The organism is Prauserella endophytica, assembly GCF_005146945.1.
GTDB lineage: Bacteria > Actinomycetota > Actinomycetes > Mycobacteriales > Pseudonocardiaceae > Prauserella_A > Prauserella_A endophytica.
Map to the genome: position 1 here is coordinate 126,408 of NZ_SWMS01000010.1, position 15,529 is coordinate 141,936.

Genomic DNA, 15,529 nt, shown 5'->3' on the forward strand with positions numbered 1-15,529 from the left:
CATGGTTTCCGAAGTCGAACTCAACAACGGTGTCCGCATCCCCCAGCTCGGGTACGGCGTCTACAGGATCCCGGACGGCGACGTCGCGGGCGCGGTGCACCGGGCGTTCGAGGCCGGGTACCGCAGCATCGACACGGCGACGCTGTACCGCAACGAACGCGGTGTGGGCCAGGCCGTGCGGGAGTCTGGGCTGCCGCGCGAGGACGTGTTCGTCACCACCAAGCTGTGGAACACCGAGCACGGCCACGACGAGGCTCTGCGCGCGTTCGAGGGCAGTCTGCGGGAGCTGGGGCTCGACTACGTCGACCTGTACCTCATCCACTGGCCGGTGCCGAGCAGGGATCGCTACGTCGACACGTGGCGGGCGCTCGAGAAGATCGCCTCCGACGGCCGGGCCCGCGCGATCGGCGTCTCCAACTTCCAGGCGCCGCACCTGCGAAGGCTCATCGACGAGACCGGGGTCGTCCCGGCGGTGAACCAGATCGAGCTGCATCCGTGGCTGCAGCAGCCGAAGCTGCGGGCGTTCCACGAGGAGCACGGCATCGCGACGGAGGCGTGGAGCCCCATCGCACGGGGCGGCGAGCGGCTCTCCGGCAGTGAGGTGATCTCCACGGTCGCCCGCAAGCACGGCAAGACCCCGGCGCAGGTGGTGCTGCGCTGGCACATCGAACTCGGCCACATCGCGATCCCGAAGTCGGTGACGCCGGAGCGGATCAAGCAGAACATCGACGTCTTCGACTTCGAGTTCGACGAGCAGGACGTAGCCGGCTTCGCGACCCTGGAGGCGGGCGAGCGCCTCGGCCCGCACCCCGACACGCACAGCTAACCGTATAACACCCTATACGCTCCGGCCTCGACTGCAGTGAAGGCCACCATGCCTGCGTTGAACGCAGTGATGGTGGCCTTCACTGCGGCTGGGGCACGGGCTCAGGAGGCGGGGACCGAGGCGACGCCGGGGGCCAGGAACGGCTTGCCGTTCACTCGCTCCGAGACGCCGGTGCGGTCCAGGTACGGCGTGATGCCGCCCAGCCAGAACGGCCAGCCCGCGCCGAGGATCAGGCACAGGTCGATGTCCTGCGCCTCCGCGACCACGCCCTCGTCGAGCATGATCCGCACCTCCCCGGCCAGTGCGCCGAGCGCCCGTTCGCGCACCTGCTCCGCGGTGGACGGCGCTTCGCCCTGCCGCCACAGCTCCGCCACCTCGGGGTCGACGGTCCGGTTGCCCGAGGAGTCCCACTGCCACACGGACGACTTGCCCGCCTCGACGAACCGCCTGAGGTTCTCGCTCACCCCGAACCGGTCCGGGAACGCGCCGTGCATGGTCTCCGCGACGTGCAGCGCCACCGGCGGGCCGACAAGCTGCAGCAGCGTCAGCGGCGACATCGGCAGGCCCAGCGGGTCGAGGGCGGAGTCGGCCACCTCGAACGGCGTGCCCTCGTCCACCGCGGCCAGCACCTCGCCGAGAAACCGCGTGAGCAGCCGGTTCACCACGAACGCGGGCGCGTCCTTCACCAGCACGCTCGATTTCTTCAGCTGCTTGGCCACGGCGAACGCGGTCGCCAGCGCGGCGTCGTCGGTGCGCTCGCCGCGCACGATCTCCAGCAGCGGCAGCACGGCCACCGGGTTGAAGAAATGGAACCCGACCACACGCTCGGGGTGCTTCAACTCCGCCGCCATGGCGGTGACCGACAGCGACGAGGTGTTGGTCGCGAGGATCGCCTCGGGGCCGACGTGCGCTTCGACCTCGGCGAACACGGTCCGCTTGACGCCCAGCTCCTCGAACACGGCCTCGATCACGAAGTCCGCGTCGGCGAACGCGGCCTTGTCCAGCGAGCCGGACACCAACGTCGTCAGCCGGTTGGCCTCGTCCGGCGAGATCCGCTGCTTCGCCAGCAGCTTGCCGATCTCGTCGTGCACATAGGACACTCCCTTGTCGACCCGCTCCTGGTCGATGTCGGTGAGCACCACGGGAACCTTGAGCCTGCGCACGAACAGCAGCGCCAGCTGGCTCGCCATCAGCCCCGCGCCGACGATGCCGACCTTGTTCACCGGCCGTGCCAGCGACTTCTCCGGTGCGCCCGCGGGCCGCTTCGCCCGCTTGTTCACGAGGTTGAACGAGTACAGCCCAGCCCGCAGCGTGTCGGTGAGCAGCAGCTCGGCAAGCGCGTCGGTCTCGGCGGCGAACCCGGTGTCGAGATCGGCCGTGCGGGCAAGCTCCAGCAGCTCCACGGCCTTGGCCGCACCCGGCGAGGCGCCCTTCGTCTTACTGTCCACAAGGGACTTCGCGCGCGCCAGCGCGGCGTCCCACGCCTCGCCGCGGTCGATCTCCGGCCGGTCCGGCGTGATCTCACCGCGCACCACCTTCGCCAGCCACAGCAGCGACTGCTCGAGGAAGTCGGCGGAGCCGAGCAGCTCGTCGGCGATGCCGAGTTTCGCCGCCTGCGCCGGCTTGAGCATCCGGTTCTGGTTGAGCGCGTTCTCGACGAGTACCGTCACGGCGGGGTCGGCGCCGATCAGGTTCGGCAACAACTGCGTGCCGCCCCAGCCGGGGAACAGGCCGAGGAACACCTCGGGTAGCGACAGCGCCGCCGCGTTGTCGGAGAGCGTGCGGTAGTGGCACGACAGCGCGAGCTCGAGCCCGCCGCCCATCGCCGCGCCGTTGACGAACGCGAACGTGGGGATCTTCGACTCGGTGAACCGGCGGAACACGTCGTGCCCTGCCTGGGCGATCAGCCGCGCCACCTCCGGGTCTGCGACCCGCTCGATGCCCGAGAGGTCGGCGCCGACGGCGAAGACGAACGGCTTGCCGGTGACCGCGATCGCTGCGGGCTCGGCGGCGATCGCCTCGTCCAGCGCCGCGTTCAGGCTCACCAGGCCCTGGGGCCCGAAGGTCGAGGGCCGGGTGTGGTCGTGCCCGTTGTCGATCGTGATCAGCGCGACCGGCGCGGCCAGCCCCGGAACGGACACCAGCCGGGTCACCGCGCGCGTGACCACCTCGTCGGGAAAGGCCAGCTCGGCCTGCTCCTGGGTAATCACTTGGTCCCCTCCCAGTTCGGGTTCTCCCAGATGACGGTGCCGCCCATGCCGATGCCGATGCACATCGTGGTGAGGCCGTAGCGGACGTCGGGCCGCTCGGCGAACTGGCGCGAGAGCTGCGTCATGAGCCGCACGCCCGACGAAGCCAGCGGGTGACCGCACGCGATCGCGCCGCCCCACTGGTTGACGCGTGGGTCCTCCTCGGAGATGCCGAAGTGGTCGAGGAACGCGAGCACCTGCACCGCGAACGCCTCGTTGATCTCGAACAGCCCGATGTCGCCGATCGAGAGGCCCGCCCTGGCGAGCGCCTTCTCGGTCGCGGGCACCGGCCCGACACCCATCACCTCGGGCTCGACCCCGGCGAAGGCGTAGCCGACCAGCCGCATGCCGACGGGCAGGCCCAGCTCGCGGGCGGTCGACTCCTCGGCGAGCAGCGCGCCGGTTGCGCCGTCGTTGAGGCCGGCCGCGTTGCCCGCGGTGACCCTGCCGTGCGGACGGAACGGCGTCTTCAGCCCGGCGAGGCCCTCCATCGTGGTGCCGGGCCGGGGTGGCTCGTCCTCGGTCACCAGGCCCCAGCCCAGCTCGGGGTGCCGCGTCGCGACAGACACCAGGTCGGGGCCTATCTTGCCGGTCTTCACGGCGTCGGCGAAGCGCTCCTGGCTGCGCACGGCGTAGGCGTCGCAGCGCTGCTTGGTGATCGCGGGGAAGCGGTCGTGCACGTTCTCCGCGGTCTGGCCCATCACGAGCGCGGAGGGGTCGACGAGCCTGTCGGCGAGGAACCGCGGGTTCGGGTCCACACCCTCGCCCATCGGGTGCCTGCCCATGTGCTCGACGCCGCCGGCGATCGCGACGTCGTAGGCGCCGAAGCCGATACCGCTCGCGGTGGTGGTCACGGCGGTCATGGCGCCGGCGCACATGCGGTCGATCGCGAAGCCGGGCACGGACTTGGGCAGCCCGGCCAGCAGCGCGGCGGTGCGGCCGATGGTCAGGCCCTGGTCGCCGATCTGCGTGGTCGCGGCGATCGCGACCTCGTCGACGCGCTCGGGCGGCAGCTCGGGGTGCCGCCGCAGCAGTTCGCGGATGACCTTGACGACGAGGTCGTCGGCCCGCGTGTGGGCGTAGACGCCCTTGTCGCCTGCCTTGCCGAAGGGGGTTCGGACCCCTTCGACGAAGGCCACGGTGCGCACGGATGCGGCCACGGATGCTCCTTGGTGCGGAAGGTCGAGGTAACTCGGATAGCCGCACCATAGCCTTAGTTACCGCCCGGTAACCAGGGTGGCGCCCCTGTCGAGTGGCTCACAGCCACGGGTCAGGCGGTGGCGTGCAACGCCTTGCTGAGCTCGGTGGCGGTGAGCTCCACCTGCCACGGGCGGGCACCGTTCTCGCGCAGGACCTGCGCGACGCCGTCCGGCGAGCGGTCCTCAGGCGGCCGCCAGCACGTCCGTCGCAGCAGATCGGGCAGCAGCAGGTTCTCAACCGGTAGCCGGTGGTGCTCGGCGAGGCTCGTCAGCGCCGCGCGCGCCGCCGCCAGCCGGGCGGCCGCGTCCGGGTCCTTGTCGGCCCACCGGTTGGGCGGGGGAGGGCCGTCGTTGGGCACCGATGTGCTCGGCAGCTCCGAGGCCGGCAGCATCCGCGCCGCCTGCAGGTGCCGCAGCCAGTTGCTGGTGTAACGCCGCTGCACCCGCCCGCCGAACACGGGCAGCGCCTGCAGGTCCGCGCTGGTGCGCGGGTCGGCGAGCACGGCGTTGATGATCGCGCTGTCGGGCAGCACCCGGCTCGGCGCGCGGTCGCGCTTGCGGGCCTGCTCGTCGCGCGCCTCCCACAGCGCGCGCACGGCGGCGAGGCCCTTGGCCGTGCGGATCTTGTGGATGCCGGAGGTCCGGCGCCACGGCTCGGCCCTCGGCGCGGGCGGAGGGGCGGTGCGGACGGCCTCGAACTCCTGGCGCGCCCACTCGAGCTTGCCCTGCGCGGACAGGTCGGCCTCGAGCTTGTCCCGCAGCGGCACGAGGAGCTCGACGTCGAGTGCGGCGTAGTTGAGCCAGTCGGTGGGCAGCGGCCGCCTCGACCAGTCGGCGGCGCTGTGGCCCTTCTCCAGCTGGTAGCCGAGCAGCATCTCGACCAGCGTGCCCAGCGCGACGCGCTCGTAGCCGGCGAGCCTGCCCGCCAGCTCGGTGTCGAACAGCGACGGCGGGCGCAGGTCCAGCTCGGCGAGGCACGGCAGGTCCTGTGAGGCGGCGTGCAGCACCCATTCGGCGCCGCTCAGCACCTCGGCCAGTGGTTTGAGCTCGTCCCGCAGCGGGATGGGATCGATGAGAAAGGTGCCGGCGCCCTCGCGTCGCACCTGCACCAGGTAGGCCTTGGGCCAGTACCGGTACCCGGAGGCCCGCTCGGTGTCGACGGCGATCGAGCCGCTGCCGGCAGCCAGCAGGTCGCACGCCTCACGCAGCGCGGCGACGTCGGAGATGACCGGGGGAGTGCCCCCGGCCGGTTCCGTCAGCGGTATGGGCGCAGACTCCTCCGGCATCTCGGAGGCGTGATCTGCGTTTTCCACAAGAATGAACCCTACGGGACGAGCTCACCGCGCCTGGCTCGCCCGTCCCGTAGGGACGCCCTGCGACTAACGGATGACGCCGGCCCGCATGGCCAGCGCCACCATCTGCGCCCGGTCGCCGGTGCCGAGCTTGCGCCCGATCCGCGACAGGTGCGACTTCACCGTGAGCGCGGAGAGGCTCAGCTCCTCACCGATCTCCTTGTTCGACTGACCGTCCGCGACCAGCTGCAGCACCTCGACCTCGCGCGCCGAGAGCTCGCGCGGGGTGTTGTCGGTGCCCGCGACCCTGGTGCCGGTGGCCAGCACAGGGGCCACGCTCGGGTCGGCGTAGACGCCGCCCTCGAGAACCCTGCGCACGCCGTCGGTGACCACCACGGGCGACGCGGACTTCAGCAGGTAGGCCTGTGCCCCCGCCTGGAACGCCGAACGGACCGCGTAGGGGTCGTCCGACGAGGCGAGCACCACAACCCTGGGCCAGCCATTGCTGCGGAGCTCGGTGACCAGTTCGATGCCACTGCCGTCCGGCAGTCCGAGATCGAGGATCGCGAGGTCGCACGGCCCCGTGGCCGCCGCTCTCGCCCTCGCCTCGGCCACCGTCGCGGCCTCGTGCACCGTCCCGGCGCCCATCTGCGCCAGTCGTGCGGCAATCGCCTCCCTCAACAGTGGGTGGTCATCGACCACCAGCACGGAAAACAACTCTTCCCGCGGATGCGGAACCATGCTCGCCGGCAAGGCACCGGCTGGCGTGGAACGAACGGCCTGCGAAAAGCCGACGGCAGCCACGTCACTACCTCCCTGGAGTCGGTCGTGCCCCCCGACCGGCACCGGGACTTTCGGCCAATCAGCCGCGCCAGCTTTAGACCGAAAGTGGTGTCGTCGGATGCACTCTAGCCGCCCGAGTGGGTCAGTGGGGCGTTCGAACGGGTATCTATCCCGATCGGGTAGTTACTCGCTGCCGCTCGTGTAGCACGTTCGGGTCAATACACGGCGAGTGGTTAACGAAGCGCGCACTGTTGGCGATGTACTAAGTTTGCGGAGGTCAAACGGCTCGTGCAGACGCCGCGTGCACGCGGCTCGCGCGGCCGGTGGTGCGACAGGAAGTATCGCGGGAGGCCGGAACGAGCCCGGCCGGGGGTCGCGCTACGAGGTTTGGCGCTGTTCGAACAGCGTTACTCCGACTGGCGGAAGGCCGGCGTAGCTCGCGACGAGCTGACAGAACGCCTCGCCGTGCGGGCGCAGCTCCGCGCTCGTCGGCGTCCACGACGCCCGCAGCTCCAGATCGTCGGTCCGCGAGGGCCCCGCGATGTCGCCGAAGCGGGCCGAGGACGTCTCGGTGACCGTGCCGCCCAGCGCCGTCCACGACGCTCCCGAGGACTCCAGCGCGTCGGTGAGCCACGACCAGCCGACCGCCGGCAGGAACGGGTCGGTGGCCAGTTCCCGGTCCAGCTCCGCCCGCACGTACACGACGAGCCGGAAGACGCCGTTCCAGGCCTCCTGGCCCTCGGGGTCGTGCAGCAGGACGAGCCGCCCGGACGCCGGCACGTCGCCGGGACCCGTGGTCTCGCAGCCCAGCGCGTAGGACCATGGCGCGAGCCGCTGCGGCGCCCTGATCGGCTCGAGGCTCACCTCCGGCCGGGGACGCACCGATTGCAGCGCTGCGACGGCGTCTCGGAACTCCTCCGGCGCCTGCGTCATGGCGGTCACCGCCCGACTGTAGAGCGCGCCCCGTCGGGGCCGGGCCAGGACGCGCCGAGAATCGGCTCTCTATCAGGTCATGGCACGATAACGATGATGACAGTGCCTCCCTTGCCTCCTTCGCCTCCGGTCTCGCGCGCGAACCCACCCACGGCGCGCCGCGACCTCACCGACGCCCCGCTGCTCGTCGCGGCGCGGGGCGGCCGCCCCTCGCGGGTGCCCGTGTGGTTCATGCGCCAGGCGGGCCGGTCGCTGCCCGAGTACCGCGCGCTGCGCGAGGGTGTGTCGATGCTGCGGGCCTGCGCCGACCCGGAGATGCTCGCCGAGATCACCCTCCAGCCGGTGCGCAGGCACGGCGTCGACGCCGCGATCCTCTTCAGCGACATCGTGGTGCCACTGCACGCCGCCGGGGTGGACATCGACATCGTGCCCGGCACCGGTCCCGTGGTGGCCGCGCCGGTGCGGACCGCGGAGGCCGTCGCCGCGCTGCCTTCGCTCGACCCCGCCCAGGTCTCCCCGGTCACCGACGGGATCGGGCTGCTGCTGGAGCGGCTCGGCGACACACCGCTGATCGGGTTCGCCGGTGCGCCGTTCACGCTCGCGTCCTACCTCATCGAGGGCGGCCCCAGCCGTAACCACGAGCACACCAAGGCGCTCATGCACGCCGAACCGCGCCTGTGGCACGAGCTGGCGGGCAGGCTCGCCGACATCACGCTTGCCTTCCTGAGGGCCCAGCTCGACGCCGGGGTCGACGCGGTGCAGCTGTTCGACTCGTGGGCGGGCGCGCTCTCGCCGAAGGACTACCGCGAGTTCGTGCTGCCGCACTCGGCGAAGGTGCTCGCGGGCGTCGGGGAGTACGGCGTGCCGCGCATCCACTTCGGCGTCGGCACCGGCGAGCTGCTCACGGCGATGCGCGACGCGGGCGCCGACGTGATCGGCGTCGACTGGCGGGTGCCGCTCGACGAGGCCGCCCGCAGGCTCGCGCTACCCGACCGGCCCGCGCCGGTGGTGCAGGGCAACCTCGACCCCGCGCTGCTGATGGCGTCGTGGCCGGTGATCGAGGCCGAGGTCCGGCGGATCGTCGCCGAGGGGCGCGCGGCGGGCGGGCACATCTTCAACCTTGGTCACGGCGTGCTGCCCGAAACCGACCCCGAGGTGCTCACCCGCGTCGTGGAGCTGGTGCACAGTCTGTGAGGAGATCGTGAGGGTCGCCGTCGTCGGGGGAGGGATCTCCGGGCTCACCGCCGCCTACCGGCTGCGCAAGCGGCTCGGCGACACCGCCAGGATCACCGTGTGCGAGGCGGCGCCCTTGCTCGGCGGCAAGCTCCGCACGGTCGAGCTTGCGGGCCGCCCGTTCGACATCGGCGCCGAGGCGTTCCTCGCGCGCAGGCCCGAAGGGCTCGCGCTGGCCCGCGAGGTGGGGCTGGCGGACGAGCTGACCCATCCGGCGGCCGCCTCGGCCACCGTGCGGGCAGGCGGCAGGACCCTGCCGCTGCCACGCGGCACGCTCATGGGTGTGCCCGCGACCGGCGACGCCGTGGCCGGTGTGCTTTCCGAGGAGGGCCGCGGACGGGTCGAGGCGGAGTCGCGGCTGCCAGGTCTCGCGCTGCCGGAACGGGACGTGTCGCTGGGCGGGCTGCTGCGGGAGCGCTTCGGTGACGAGCTGGTGGACCGGCTCGTGGATCCGCTGCTCGGCGGCGTCTACGCCGGGGGAGCCGACGGACTGGGCCTGCGCGCGACCATGCCGGGGCTCGCGGCCGCGGTCGACGCGGGCGCCTCGTCGCTCACCGAGGCCGCCGCGGCGCAGCTGCCGGCCAGCCCGAGCACGGCACCGGTGTTCGCCACGCTCACCGGCGGGCTCGGCACGCTCGCCGAGCGCCTCGCGAAGGAGGCCGCGGCCGACGTCCGGCTCGGCGTTCCCGTGCGGGCGCTGCGGATGCTGCCGGAGGGCGGCTGGCGGCTCACGCTCGGCGCCGCCGCACCGGCCCACGCGCCCCAGGACGCTGAGCTGGACGCCGACGCCGTCGTGCTCGCCGTGCCCGCGCCCGCCGCGAGCCGGCTCCTCGCGGACGTCGCGCCCGCCGCCGCGGAAGCGCTGGCCGGGGTCGAGCTGGCCTCGATGGCGGTGGTCGGGCTTGCGCTGCCGCCGGGCACGGAGCTGCCACGCGCGTCCGGCCTGCTCATCGGCGAGCGCGAGCGCCGCGCGGACGGAACCCCGTTCGCGGCCAAGGCGTTCACCTTCTCCGCCCGGAAGTGGCCGCACCACGCGGCCGACGGCGCGCCGGTGCTCATCCGGGGCTCGGTGGGCCGCTTCGGCGAGGCCCAGCGCCTGCGCGCGACCGACGAGGAGCTGCTGCGGCTGGTGCGCGAGGACCTCGCCGAGCTGACCGGGGTCACCGCCGAGCCCGTCGACGCCGTCGTGCAACGCTGGGGCGGCGGGCTGCCGCAGTACGGGGTCGGCCACCTCGACCGGGTCGCCCGCGTCGAACGCGCGGTGGCGGAGGTGCCGGGCCTCGCCGTGGCGGGCGCCGCGCTGCACGGTGTGGGCGTGCCCGCCTGTATCGCGACCGCCGACGCCGCCGTCCGGCGCGTGGTGGGAAACTAGGGCCATGGCGCGCCTGAACTACCAAGAACTCAACGACACCATCCGCTACACCGCCTGGTCGGTCTTCAAGGTCGATGCGGGCAAACTGCCCGAGGACCGCGGCCCCTCCGCGCAGGAGACCACCGCGTACCTCGACGCGCTCGAGGGCAAGGGCGTGGTCGTGCGCGGCGTGTACGACGTCGCGGGCCTGCGGGCCGACGCCGACTACATGATCTGGTGGCACGCCGAGGAGGTCGAGCAGGTCCAGGCCGCCTACACCGGCTTCCGCCGCACCCCGCTCGGCCGGGTCTCCTCGCCGGTGTGGAGCCAGGTGGCGCTGCACCGGCCCGCCGAGTTCAACAAGAGCCACATCCCGGCGTTCCTGGCGGGCGAGGAAGCGCGCAAGTACGTGTGCGTGTACCCGTTCGTCCGCTCCTACGAGTGGTATCTGCTGCCCGACGAGGAGCGGCGCAAGATGCTCGCCGACCACGGCAAGGAGGCGCGCGGCTACCCGGACGTGCGGGCCAACACGGTCGCTTCGTTCGCGCTCGGTGACTACGAGTGGATCCTGGCGTTCGAAGCCGACGAGCTGCACCGCATCGTCGACCTCATGCGGCATCTGCGCGGCACCGAGGCGCGCCGCCACGTGCGGGAGGAGATCCCGTTCTACACGGGCACGCGCGTCGAGCCGGGTGAGCTCGTCCGCAACCTGCCGTAGCGCTAAACTAGCGCTATGGCGACGATCCAGATCCGCAACGTCCGGGACGAGGACTACCAGGCGTTGCGGGAGGCCGCGGAGGCCGAGGGCAAGTCGCTGCAGGCCTACATGCAGGAGCAGGCCTCGGTGCTCGCCCGGCGCGCGAAGAAGAAGGCCGCGTTCGACGCGGCCCGCTCCGCGCTGGCCGCCGACACGGGGACCGGGGTGACCACCGAGAGCATCCTTGCCGACCTCGATGCGATCCGCGGTCCCTGGCCGGGCGAGGAATCCGCCGCCCGTGGCCGATGAGCTGGTGGTCGACGCGTCGGCGATGGTGAAGGCGCTGACCGGAGCCGACGCGACGGCACAGGCGCTGGCCGAGAGATTGAGCGTCGCGGAACTGCACGCACCGCATCTGCTCGACGCGGAGGTGGGTGACGTCGTGCGGCGAAGGGCGCTGCAGGGGGCACTCGGCGAGGAGGTCGCGTCCGCGGCGCTCTGGTCGCTGGACGCCCTGCTCGACGCCCGCTACCCGCATGCGGGCCCACTCGCCCGCGGTGCCTGGGAGCTACGGGACCGGATCCGCTTTTACGACGCGCTCTACGTGGCGCTGGCCGCGCGGCTCGAACTGCCGCTGCTCACGGCCGACCCCCGGCTCGCGCGCGCCCACGGCCTGCCGTGCGCGGTCGAGGTGGTCTGAGCCGGGCTACGCTTCGGCGGGCACCAGGCGCAGGGCGATCGAGTTGATGCAGTAGCGCTGGTCGGTGGGCGTGCCGTAGCCCTCGCCCTCGAAGACGTGGCCGAGGTGGCTGTGGCACGTCGCGCACAGCACCTCCACGCGCACCATGCCCAGTGAGCGGTCCTCGCGCAGGATCACGGCGTCGGTGTCGGCCGGGTCGTAGAACGACGGCCAGCCGCAGTGGCTGTCGAACTTCGTGTCGCTGCGGAACAGTTCGGTGCCGCACGCGCGGCACTCGTAGACGCCGGTGGTCTTGGTGTCGGTGTACTCGCCGGTGAAGGGCCGCTCCGTGGCCGCCTGGCGGAGCACGGCGTACTCCTCGGGGCTCAGTTGGGCGCGCCATTCGTGGTCGGTCTTCTGGACGCGAGGGGACGTTCCGGCGGCGTGTTCCATGCCTTCCAGGCTACCTGGCGAGCCAGTCCAGGAGGTTGCCGAGCGTGTCCCACGCGGTGACGAGCACGCCGACGAGGATCAGGCACACCACCAGCACGGCGACGAGCCAGCGCAGGCCGCCCGCGCGGTTGCTGCCCTCGGCGAACTCGGAGACGCCGCGCAGCGAGCCCTCGATCGTGAACGCGGGCTCGCAGTGCTCCATGCGGTCGAGGTGGGCGGCGAAGGCCTGAGCCTCGGGGTCGTCCGGATCCAGGCCGATGAGCTCGTCGTCGAAACGCGAGCTGCGCCGGGATGCCTGGTCGTCGCGCATACCTCCACGGTAGGGCACGCGGGGCGGGATGCCCATCAGCCCGAGGAGCTGTTGTCCGGCCGGGTGTTGCCGTCGATCAACAGGGTGCCGCCGGAGTCGATCACGCGCATGGTCATGACCTGCGGACCGTCGCCGATGTCGACGGTGAGCTGCATGTCTACCGAGCCGTCGGGGTTGTTCTCTCGCTTGTAGGCGCTGATGCCCCGGAACGACCGGACCGTGTGGTCTTCCCAGTACTCGGCGAACTCTTCGGGGTCGTTGTCGTAGGCGGCCTTGCCCGCGGGGGAGAGCCGGCTCCAGGACCCGGCGGGGTTCGTGTAGAAGGCTTCGACGACCCCGCCTGCCAGTTTCCAGTCGACCTGGCTGCCGCTGTGCGCCGCCTGCGAGGGAGAGGTCGGGGAGGTGGGCGAGGTCTGGGTGGACGTCTGAGGGGCCTGGGTCTGGGAGTTGCCGCCGGCGTTGGGGTTCTCGTCGTTGCCGCTCGACGTGAGCACGATGGCCAGCACTACCGCGATGACGACCACCGCCGCACCGATCGCCCCGAACACGAGCGGCTTGCGTCTCGAGCCGCCGCTGCCGGCGGGCTCTTGAGGCGGGGGCACCGGCGTGCCCGCCGTGGTCGGATTGCGCGGCGGGCCGCTGGGAGCCTGGTTGCGCTGCCACGGCGGCGTGACGGACGCCGAAGCCGGTGTCACCGGCTTCGGGCCGCCCTGCTGCGCCAGGCCCAGCGGGGGAGAGACCAGGGTCGCGCCGAGGGCCTTGCCGTTGCTCTCGCCCGCGGCGAGCGCGGCGAGCCGGTCACGCGCCTCGGCCATGCTGGGCCGCTCCTCCGGCTCGGAACGAAGCAGGCTCATGAGCAGGGCCGTCGCCGGGCCGGAACGGGTGGGCGGGTTCAGCTTGCCGCTGGCCGCGGCGTACAGCAGGGCGAGCTGGTTGGTGCTGTCGCCGTAGGGAGGGAGCCCCTCGATGGAGTGGTACAGCGTCGCGCCCAGCGAGAAGACGTCGGAGGCGGGCTTCGGATCGGCGCCCCGAGCGAGTTCCGGAGCCAGGTAGGCGGGCGTGCCGCCGATCAGGCCGGTCTGGGTGAGGGTGAGGTCGCCGCTGGCCCGCGAGATGCCGAAGTCCATGATCTTGGCGACGCCGTTGTCGTCGATGAGGATGTTGCCCGGTTTGATGTCCCGGTGCACGATCCCCGCGCGGTGCGCCGCCACCAGCGCCGCGGCCACCTGCTCTCCGATCCTCGCCACCTCGGCGACGGGCAGAGTGCCACGCTCGGCCAGGATCGCGGAGAGGCTCTGCGAGGGCAGGTATTCCATGACGAGACACGGGTCACCCTCGTGCTCGGCGATGTCGAACACCACGATCGCGTTGGGATGCTGGAAGCGCGCGGCGTTCTTCGCCTCGCGCATGGCGCGCTGGCGGACGATGGCCCGCTCGGACTCGCTCAGCCCCGGCTGCGTCAGGATCTGCTTGACGGCGACCGAACGCTCCAAACGCTCATCGATCGCCCGCCAGACGATGCCCATGGCACCGCTGCCGATGTGCTCGACGAGGCGATAGTGGCCTGCGATCAACTGACCGGTGTCGATGACGCCTACTCCTCGGCTGCTTCTCGCGATCGTGAATGGACCCAGCGCGATGATCCGGTTCGCGCCCCGACCGAGTGTAGCGGTGTCCACTCGATGACCCACGTGAACCGCCGGTGTGCGCCGGATCAGTTCAGCGCGCGTTCAGGTTCCGGGGGATGCGGCTGTGCCGGTCCTGTCGTGCGGATGACGCGGAGCAACCCTAGCGCGCCCAGTCCGGCGAAGACCACATAGCAGGCAAGCAAAAGCGGCGGCGTGGTCCCGGTGAGCGCGTCACCGAGCACGACCACCGCGACGGTGCCGGGAAAACTGCCCAGCGCGGTTCCCAGCAGGTAGGGGCGCAACCGGATCGACGACACGCCGCAGCAATAACTGAACGGTGCAAAGGGAATCACGGGAATCAGCCGCAGCGACGCGACGGCCAGCGCACCGCCGTCCGCGAGCCGGTCGTTGACCGCGCGGACCGGAGTGCGGTGCAGTTGCCGGAAGACGGCGTCCCGGCCGAGGCCCCTGGCCAGCAGGAATCCGAGCAGGCCCGACACCACGGTGGCCGTGAGCGCGACCACGATGCCCACCACGTCGCCGAGCAACAGGCCGGCGGCCAGGTTGAACACCGTGCGGGGTATGGGAATCACGGTGAACACCGCGTACGCCACGAGAAACAGCACCACCGCGGCGGCGCCCGCGTCCTCGGCCATCGCGCGTAGCTCGGCCGGGCTGGGGACCGGCAGGGTGAGCGCCGCCACCACGAACGCCACGACCAGGACGAGTCCGATGATCATCTTGGTTCTGCCTGCCACCTCTTCACGGTAGTGCACGCGCGTTCACAGCTAAGCTCACGTGGTGGCCAGACACGGCGAAGCGGTGGAGTACCAGGTCGGCGCGCGCACGGTGCGGGTGTCCAATCCGGACAAGGTGTACTTCCCCGAGCGCGGCATCACCAAGCGTCAGGTCGTGGAGTACTACCTCGCGGTGGCGGATCCGTTGCTGCTGGCGATCGGCGACCGGCCGACCACGCTGAAACGCTTCGTCGACGGCGTCGCGGGCGAGCCCTTCTACGCCAAGCGCCTGCCGAAGGGCGCTCCCGGGTGGGTGGCCACGGCGCGGGTCACGTTCCCGTCGGGCCGGACGGCCGACCAGGTGTGCCCCACCGAGCCCGCCGTGCTCGCGTGGGCGGCGAACCTCGGCACCCTGGACTTCCACCCGTGGCCGGTGCGCAGCGCCGACACCGATCACCCCGACGAGCTGCGCATCGACGTCGACCCGCCGGACACCGCCGGGTACGCCGACGCCGTGCACGTCGCCGGCGTGGTGCGCGAGGTGCTTGCCGACGCGGGCCTCACCGGCTATCCGAAGACGTCGGGTGGTCGCGGCGTGCACGTGCTCGTCCGCATCCGGCCGGACTGGGATTTCGTCGACGTGCGGCATGCGGTGATCGCGCTGGGCCGGGAGGTGGAGCGGCGCACGCCGGACCGGGCGACGATCGCGTGGTGGAAGGAGGAGCGTGGTGGCCGGGTGTTCCTCGACTACAACCAGGCGGCGCGCGACCGCACGGTCGCCTCGGCGTGGTCGGTGCGGGGCACGCCACGCGCGACCGTCTCGATGCCGCTGACCTGGGCCGAGCTGGCCGAGGCCGATCCGGACGACTTCGACGTGCTGACGGTGCCGGGCCTGCTCGCCGAGCGCGGCAACCCGCACGCGGGCATCGACGGCGAGGCGTTCGGGATCGAGCAGCTGCTCGAGTGGTACGCCCGCGATCAGCGGGACCACGGACTCGGCGACCTGCCCTACCCGCCGGACCACCCCAAGATGGCGGGGGAGCCGAAGCGCGTGCAGCCCAGCAGGGCCCGCCCGGACTGACGCGGTGACGGCCCCGTTCGCCGCGGTGCCGACTGCCCCCCAAGGCCACCTTTGTTGCGCTCAACGCAACAAAGGTGG

Annotated in this window: 16 protein-coding genes; 7 read left to right on the forward strand and 9 right to left on the reverse strand. The window is 71.8% G+C overall.

From position 1 onward, the window contains the following. Position 1: 1 nt before the first annotated feature. A complete protein-coding gene (locus FCN18_RS19265; RefSeq protein WP_137095761.1) occupies positions 2-826 on the forward strand; it encodes an aldo/keto reductase in 825 nt (274 codons plus the stop codon). Between the two features lie 101 nt (positions 827-927). On the opposite strand, the gene FCN18_RS19270 is transcribed toward FCN18_RS19265, so the two are convergent. The 5 genes from FCN18_RS19270 to FCN18_RS19290 form a co-directional block, all read right to left on the reverse strand. Further along, the gene (locus FCN18_RS19270; protein ID WP_137095762.1) at positions 928-3,036 is read right to left on the reverse strand and encodes a 3-hydroxyacyl-CoA dehydrogenase NAD-binding domain-containing protein; all 2,109 of its coding nucleotides are present in this window, start codon (positions 3,034-3,036) and stop codon (positions 928-930) included. Then, on the reverse strand, positions 3,033-4,223 hold the full coding sequence (locus FCN18_RS19275) for a thiolase family protein (protein WP_112268235.1): 1,191 nt from the start codon (positions 4,221-4,223) through the stop codon (positions 3,033-3,035). Before FCN18_RS19275 ends, FCN18_RS19270 begins: the two co-directional genes overlap by 4 nt. 122 nt (positions 4,224-4,345) lie before the next feature. After that, on the reverse strand, positions 4,346-5,560 hold the full coding sequence (locus FCN18_RS19280) for a ribonuclease D (protein WP_206077940.1): 1,215 nt from the start codon (positions 5,558-5,560) through the stop codon (positions 4,346-4,348). 93 nt (positions 5,561-5,653) lie between these two features. Further along, positions 5,654-6,370: a response regulator transcription factor gene (locus FCN18_RS19285; protein WP_110338478.1), complete on the reverse strand. Its 717-nt coding sequence runs from the start codon at positions 6,368-6,370 to the stop codon at positions 5,654-5,656. 357 nt (positions 6,371-6,727) lie between these two features. Further along, positions 6,728-7,282 carry a DUF3000 domain-containing protein gene (locus FCN18_RS19290; RefSeq protein WP_112266929.1) on the reverse strand — a complete coding sequence of 185 codons (555 nt, stop codon included), beginning with the start codon at positions 7,280-7,282 and terminating at the stop codon, positions 6,728-6,730. Between the two features lie 96 nt (positions 7,283-7,378). On the opposite strand from FCN18_RS19290, the gene hemE reads away from it, so the two are divergent. From hemE to FCN18_RS19315, 5 genes are read left to right on the forward strand one after another with little or no spacing between them, the layout of a single operon-like run. Beyond that, complete coding sequence (hemE, locus tag FCN18_RS19295; protein WP_113644842.1) at positions 7,379-8,476, forward strand: uroporphyrinogen decarboxylase; 1,098 nt, start codon at positions 7,379-7,381, stop codon at positions 8,474-8,476. A gap of 4 nt (positions 8,477-8,480) precedes the next feature. Then, positions 8,481-9,887 (forward strand): protoporphyrinogen oxidase, encoded by a 1,407-nt coding sequence (hemG, locus tag FCN18_RS19300; RefSeq protein WP_113644841.1) that lies wholly within the window; start codon positions 8,481-8,483, stop codon positions 9,885-9,887. 4 nt (positions 9,888-9,891) lie between these two features. Beyond that, the gene (hemQ, locus tag FCN18_RS19305; protein ID WP_113644826.1) at positions 9,892-10,584 is read left to right on the forward strand and encodes a hydrogen peroxide-dependent heme synthase; all 693 of its coding nucleotides are present in this window, start codon (positions 9,892-9,894) and stop codon (positions 10,582-10,584) included. A gap of 15 nt (positions 10,585-10,599) precedes the next feature. Next, entirely contained in the window at positions 10,600-10,872 is a 273-nt protein-coding gene (locus FCN18_RS19310) for a FitA-like ribbon-helix-helix domain-containing protein (RefSeq protein ID WP_228714041.1), read from the forward strand. Further along, positions 10,862-11,263, forward strand: coding sequence for a type II toxin-antitoxin system VapC family toxin (locus FCN18_RS19315; protein WP_228714042.1), 402 nt, complete (start codon positions 10,862-10,864; stop codon positions 11,261-11,263). The genes FCN18_RS19310 and FCN18_RS19315 overlap by 11 nt, the downstream gene beginning before the upstream one ends. Before the next feature lie 6 nt (positions 11,264-11,269). On the opposite strand, the gene msrB is transcribed toward FCN18_RS19315, so the two are convergent. From msrB to FCN18_RS19335, 4 genes are all read right to left on the reverse strand, one after another. After that, positions 11,270-11,695, reverse strand: a complete 426-nt coding sequence (gene msrB, locus FCN18_RS19320) for a peptide-methionine (R)-S-oxide reductase MsrB (RefSeq protein ID WP_113644824.1) — start codon at positions 11,693-11,695, stop codon at positions 11,270-11,272. A 10-nt stretch (positions 11,696-11,705) separates the two neighbouring features. Next, positions 11,706-12,005 carry a hypothetical protein gene (locus FCN18_RS19325; RefSeq protein ID WP_112266919.1) on the reverse strand — a complete coding sequence of 100 codons (300 nt, stop codon included), beginning with the start codon at positions 12,003-12,005 and terminating at the stop codon, positions 11,706-11,708. A gap of 35 nt (positions 12,006-12,040) precedes the next feature. Beyond that, positions 12,041-13,579 carry a serine/threonine-protein kinase gene (locus tag FCN18_RS19330; protein ID WP_112268229.1) on the reverse strand — a complete coding sequence of 513 codons (1,539 nt, stop codon included), beginning with the start codon at positions 13,577-13,579 and terminating at the stop codon, positions 12,041-12,043. A gap of 140 nt (positions 13,580-13,719) precedes the next feature. Continuing rightward, on the reverse strand, positions 13,720-14,373 hold the full coding sequence (locus FCN18_RS19335) for a TVP38/TMEM64 family protein (protein ID WP_137095830.1): 654 nt from the start codon (positions 14,371-14,373) through the stop codon (positions 13,720-13,722). Between the two features lie 61 nt (positions 14,374-14,434). Here FCN18_RS19335 and ligD point away from each other — a divergent pair, with 61 nt between their 5' ends. Beyond that, a complete protein-coding gene (ligD, locus tag FCN18_RS19340) occupies positions 14,435-15,451 on the forward strand; it encodes a non-homologous end-joining DNA ligase (protein WP_112268228.1) in 1,017 nt (338 codons plus the stop codon). Positions 15,452-15,529: the final 78 nt, after the last annotated feature.

Excerpts from the sequence above, each read along its gene's own strand:
- FCN18_RS19265 (WP_137095761.1), top strand. The coding sequence starts at position 2 with ATGGTTTCCGAAGTCGAACTCAACAACGGTGTCCGCATCCCCCAGCTC.
- FCN18_RS19280 (WP_206077940.1), bottom strand. The coding sequence starts at position 5,560 with ATGCCGGAGGAGTCTGCGCCCATACCGCTGACGGAACCGGCCGGGGGC.
- FCN18_RS19290 (WP_112266929.1), bottom strand. The coding sequence starts at position 7,282 with ATGACGCAGGCGCCGGAGGAGTTCCGAGACGCCGTCGCAGCGCTGCAA.
- hemE (WP_113644842.1), top strand. The coding sequence starts at position 7,379 with ATGACAGTGCCTCCCTTGCCTCCTTCGCCTCCGGTCTCGCGCGCGAAC.
- hemQ (WP_113644826.1), top strand. The coding sequence starts at position 9,892 with ATGGCGCGCCTGAACTACCAAGAACTCAACGACACCATCCGCTACACC.
- FCN18_RS19310 (WP_228714041.1), top strand. The coding sequence starts at position 10,600 with ATGGCGACGATCCAGATCCGCAACGTCCGGGACGAGGACTACCAGGCG.
- msrB (WP_113644824.1), bottom strand. The coding sequence starts at position 11,695 with ATGGAACACGCCGCCGGAACGTCCCCTCGCGTCCAGAAGACCGACCAC.
- FCN18_RS19325 (WP_112266919.1), bottom strand. The coding sequence starts at position 12,005 with ATGCGCGACGACCAGGCATCCCGGCGCAGCTCGCGTTTCGACGACGAG.
- FCN18_RS19335 (WP_137095830.1), bottom strand. The coding sequence starts at position 14,373 with ATGATCATCGGACTCGTCCTGGTCGTGGCGTTCGTGGTGGCGGCGCTC.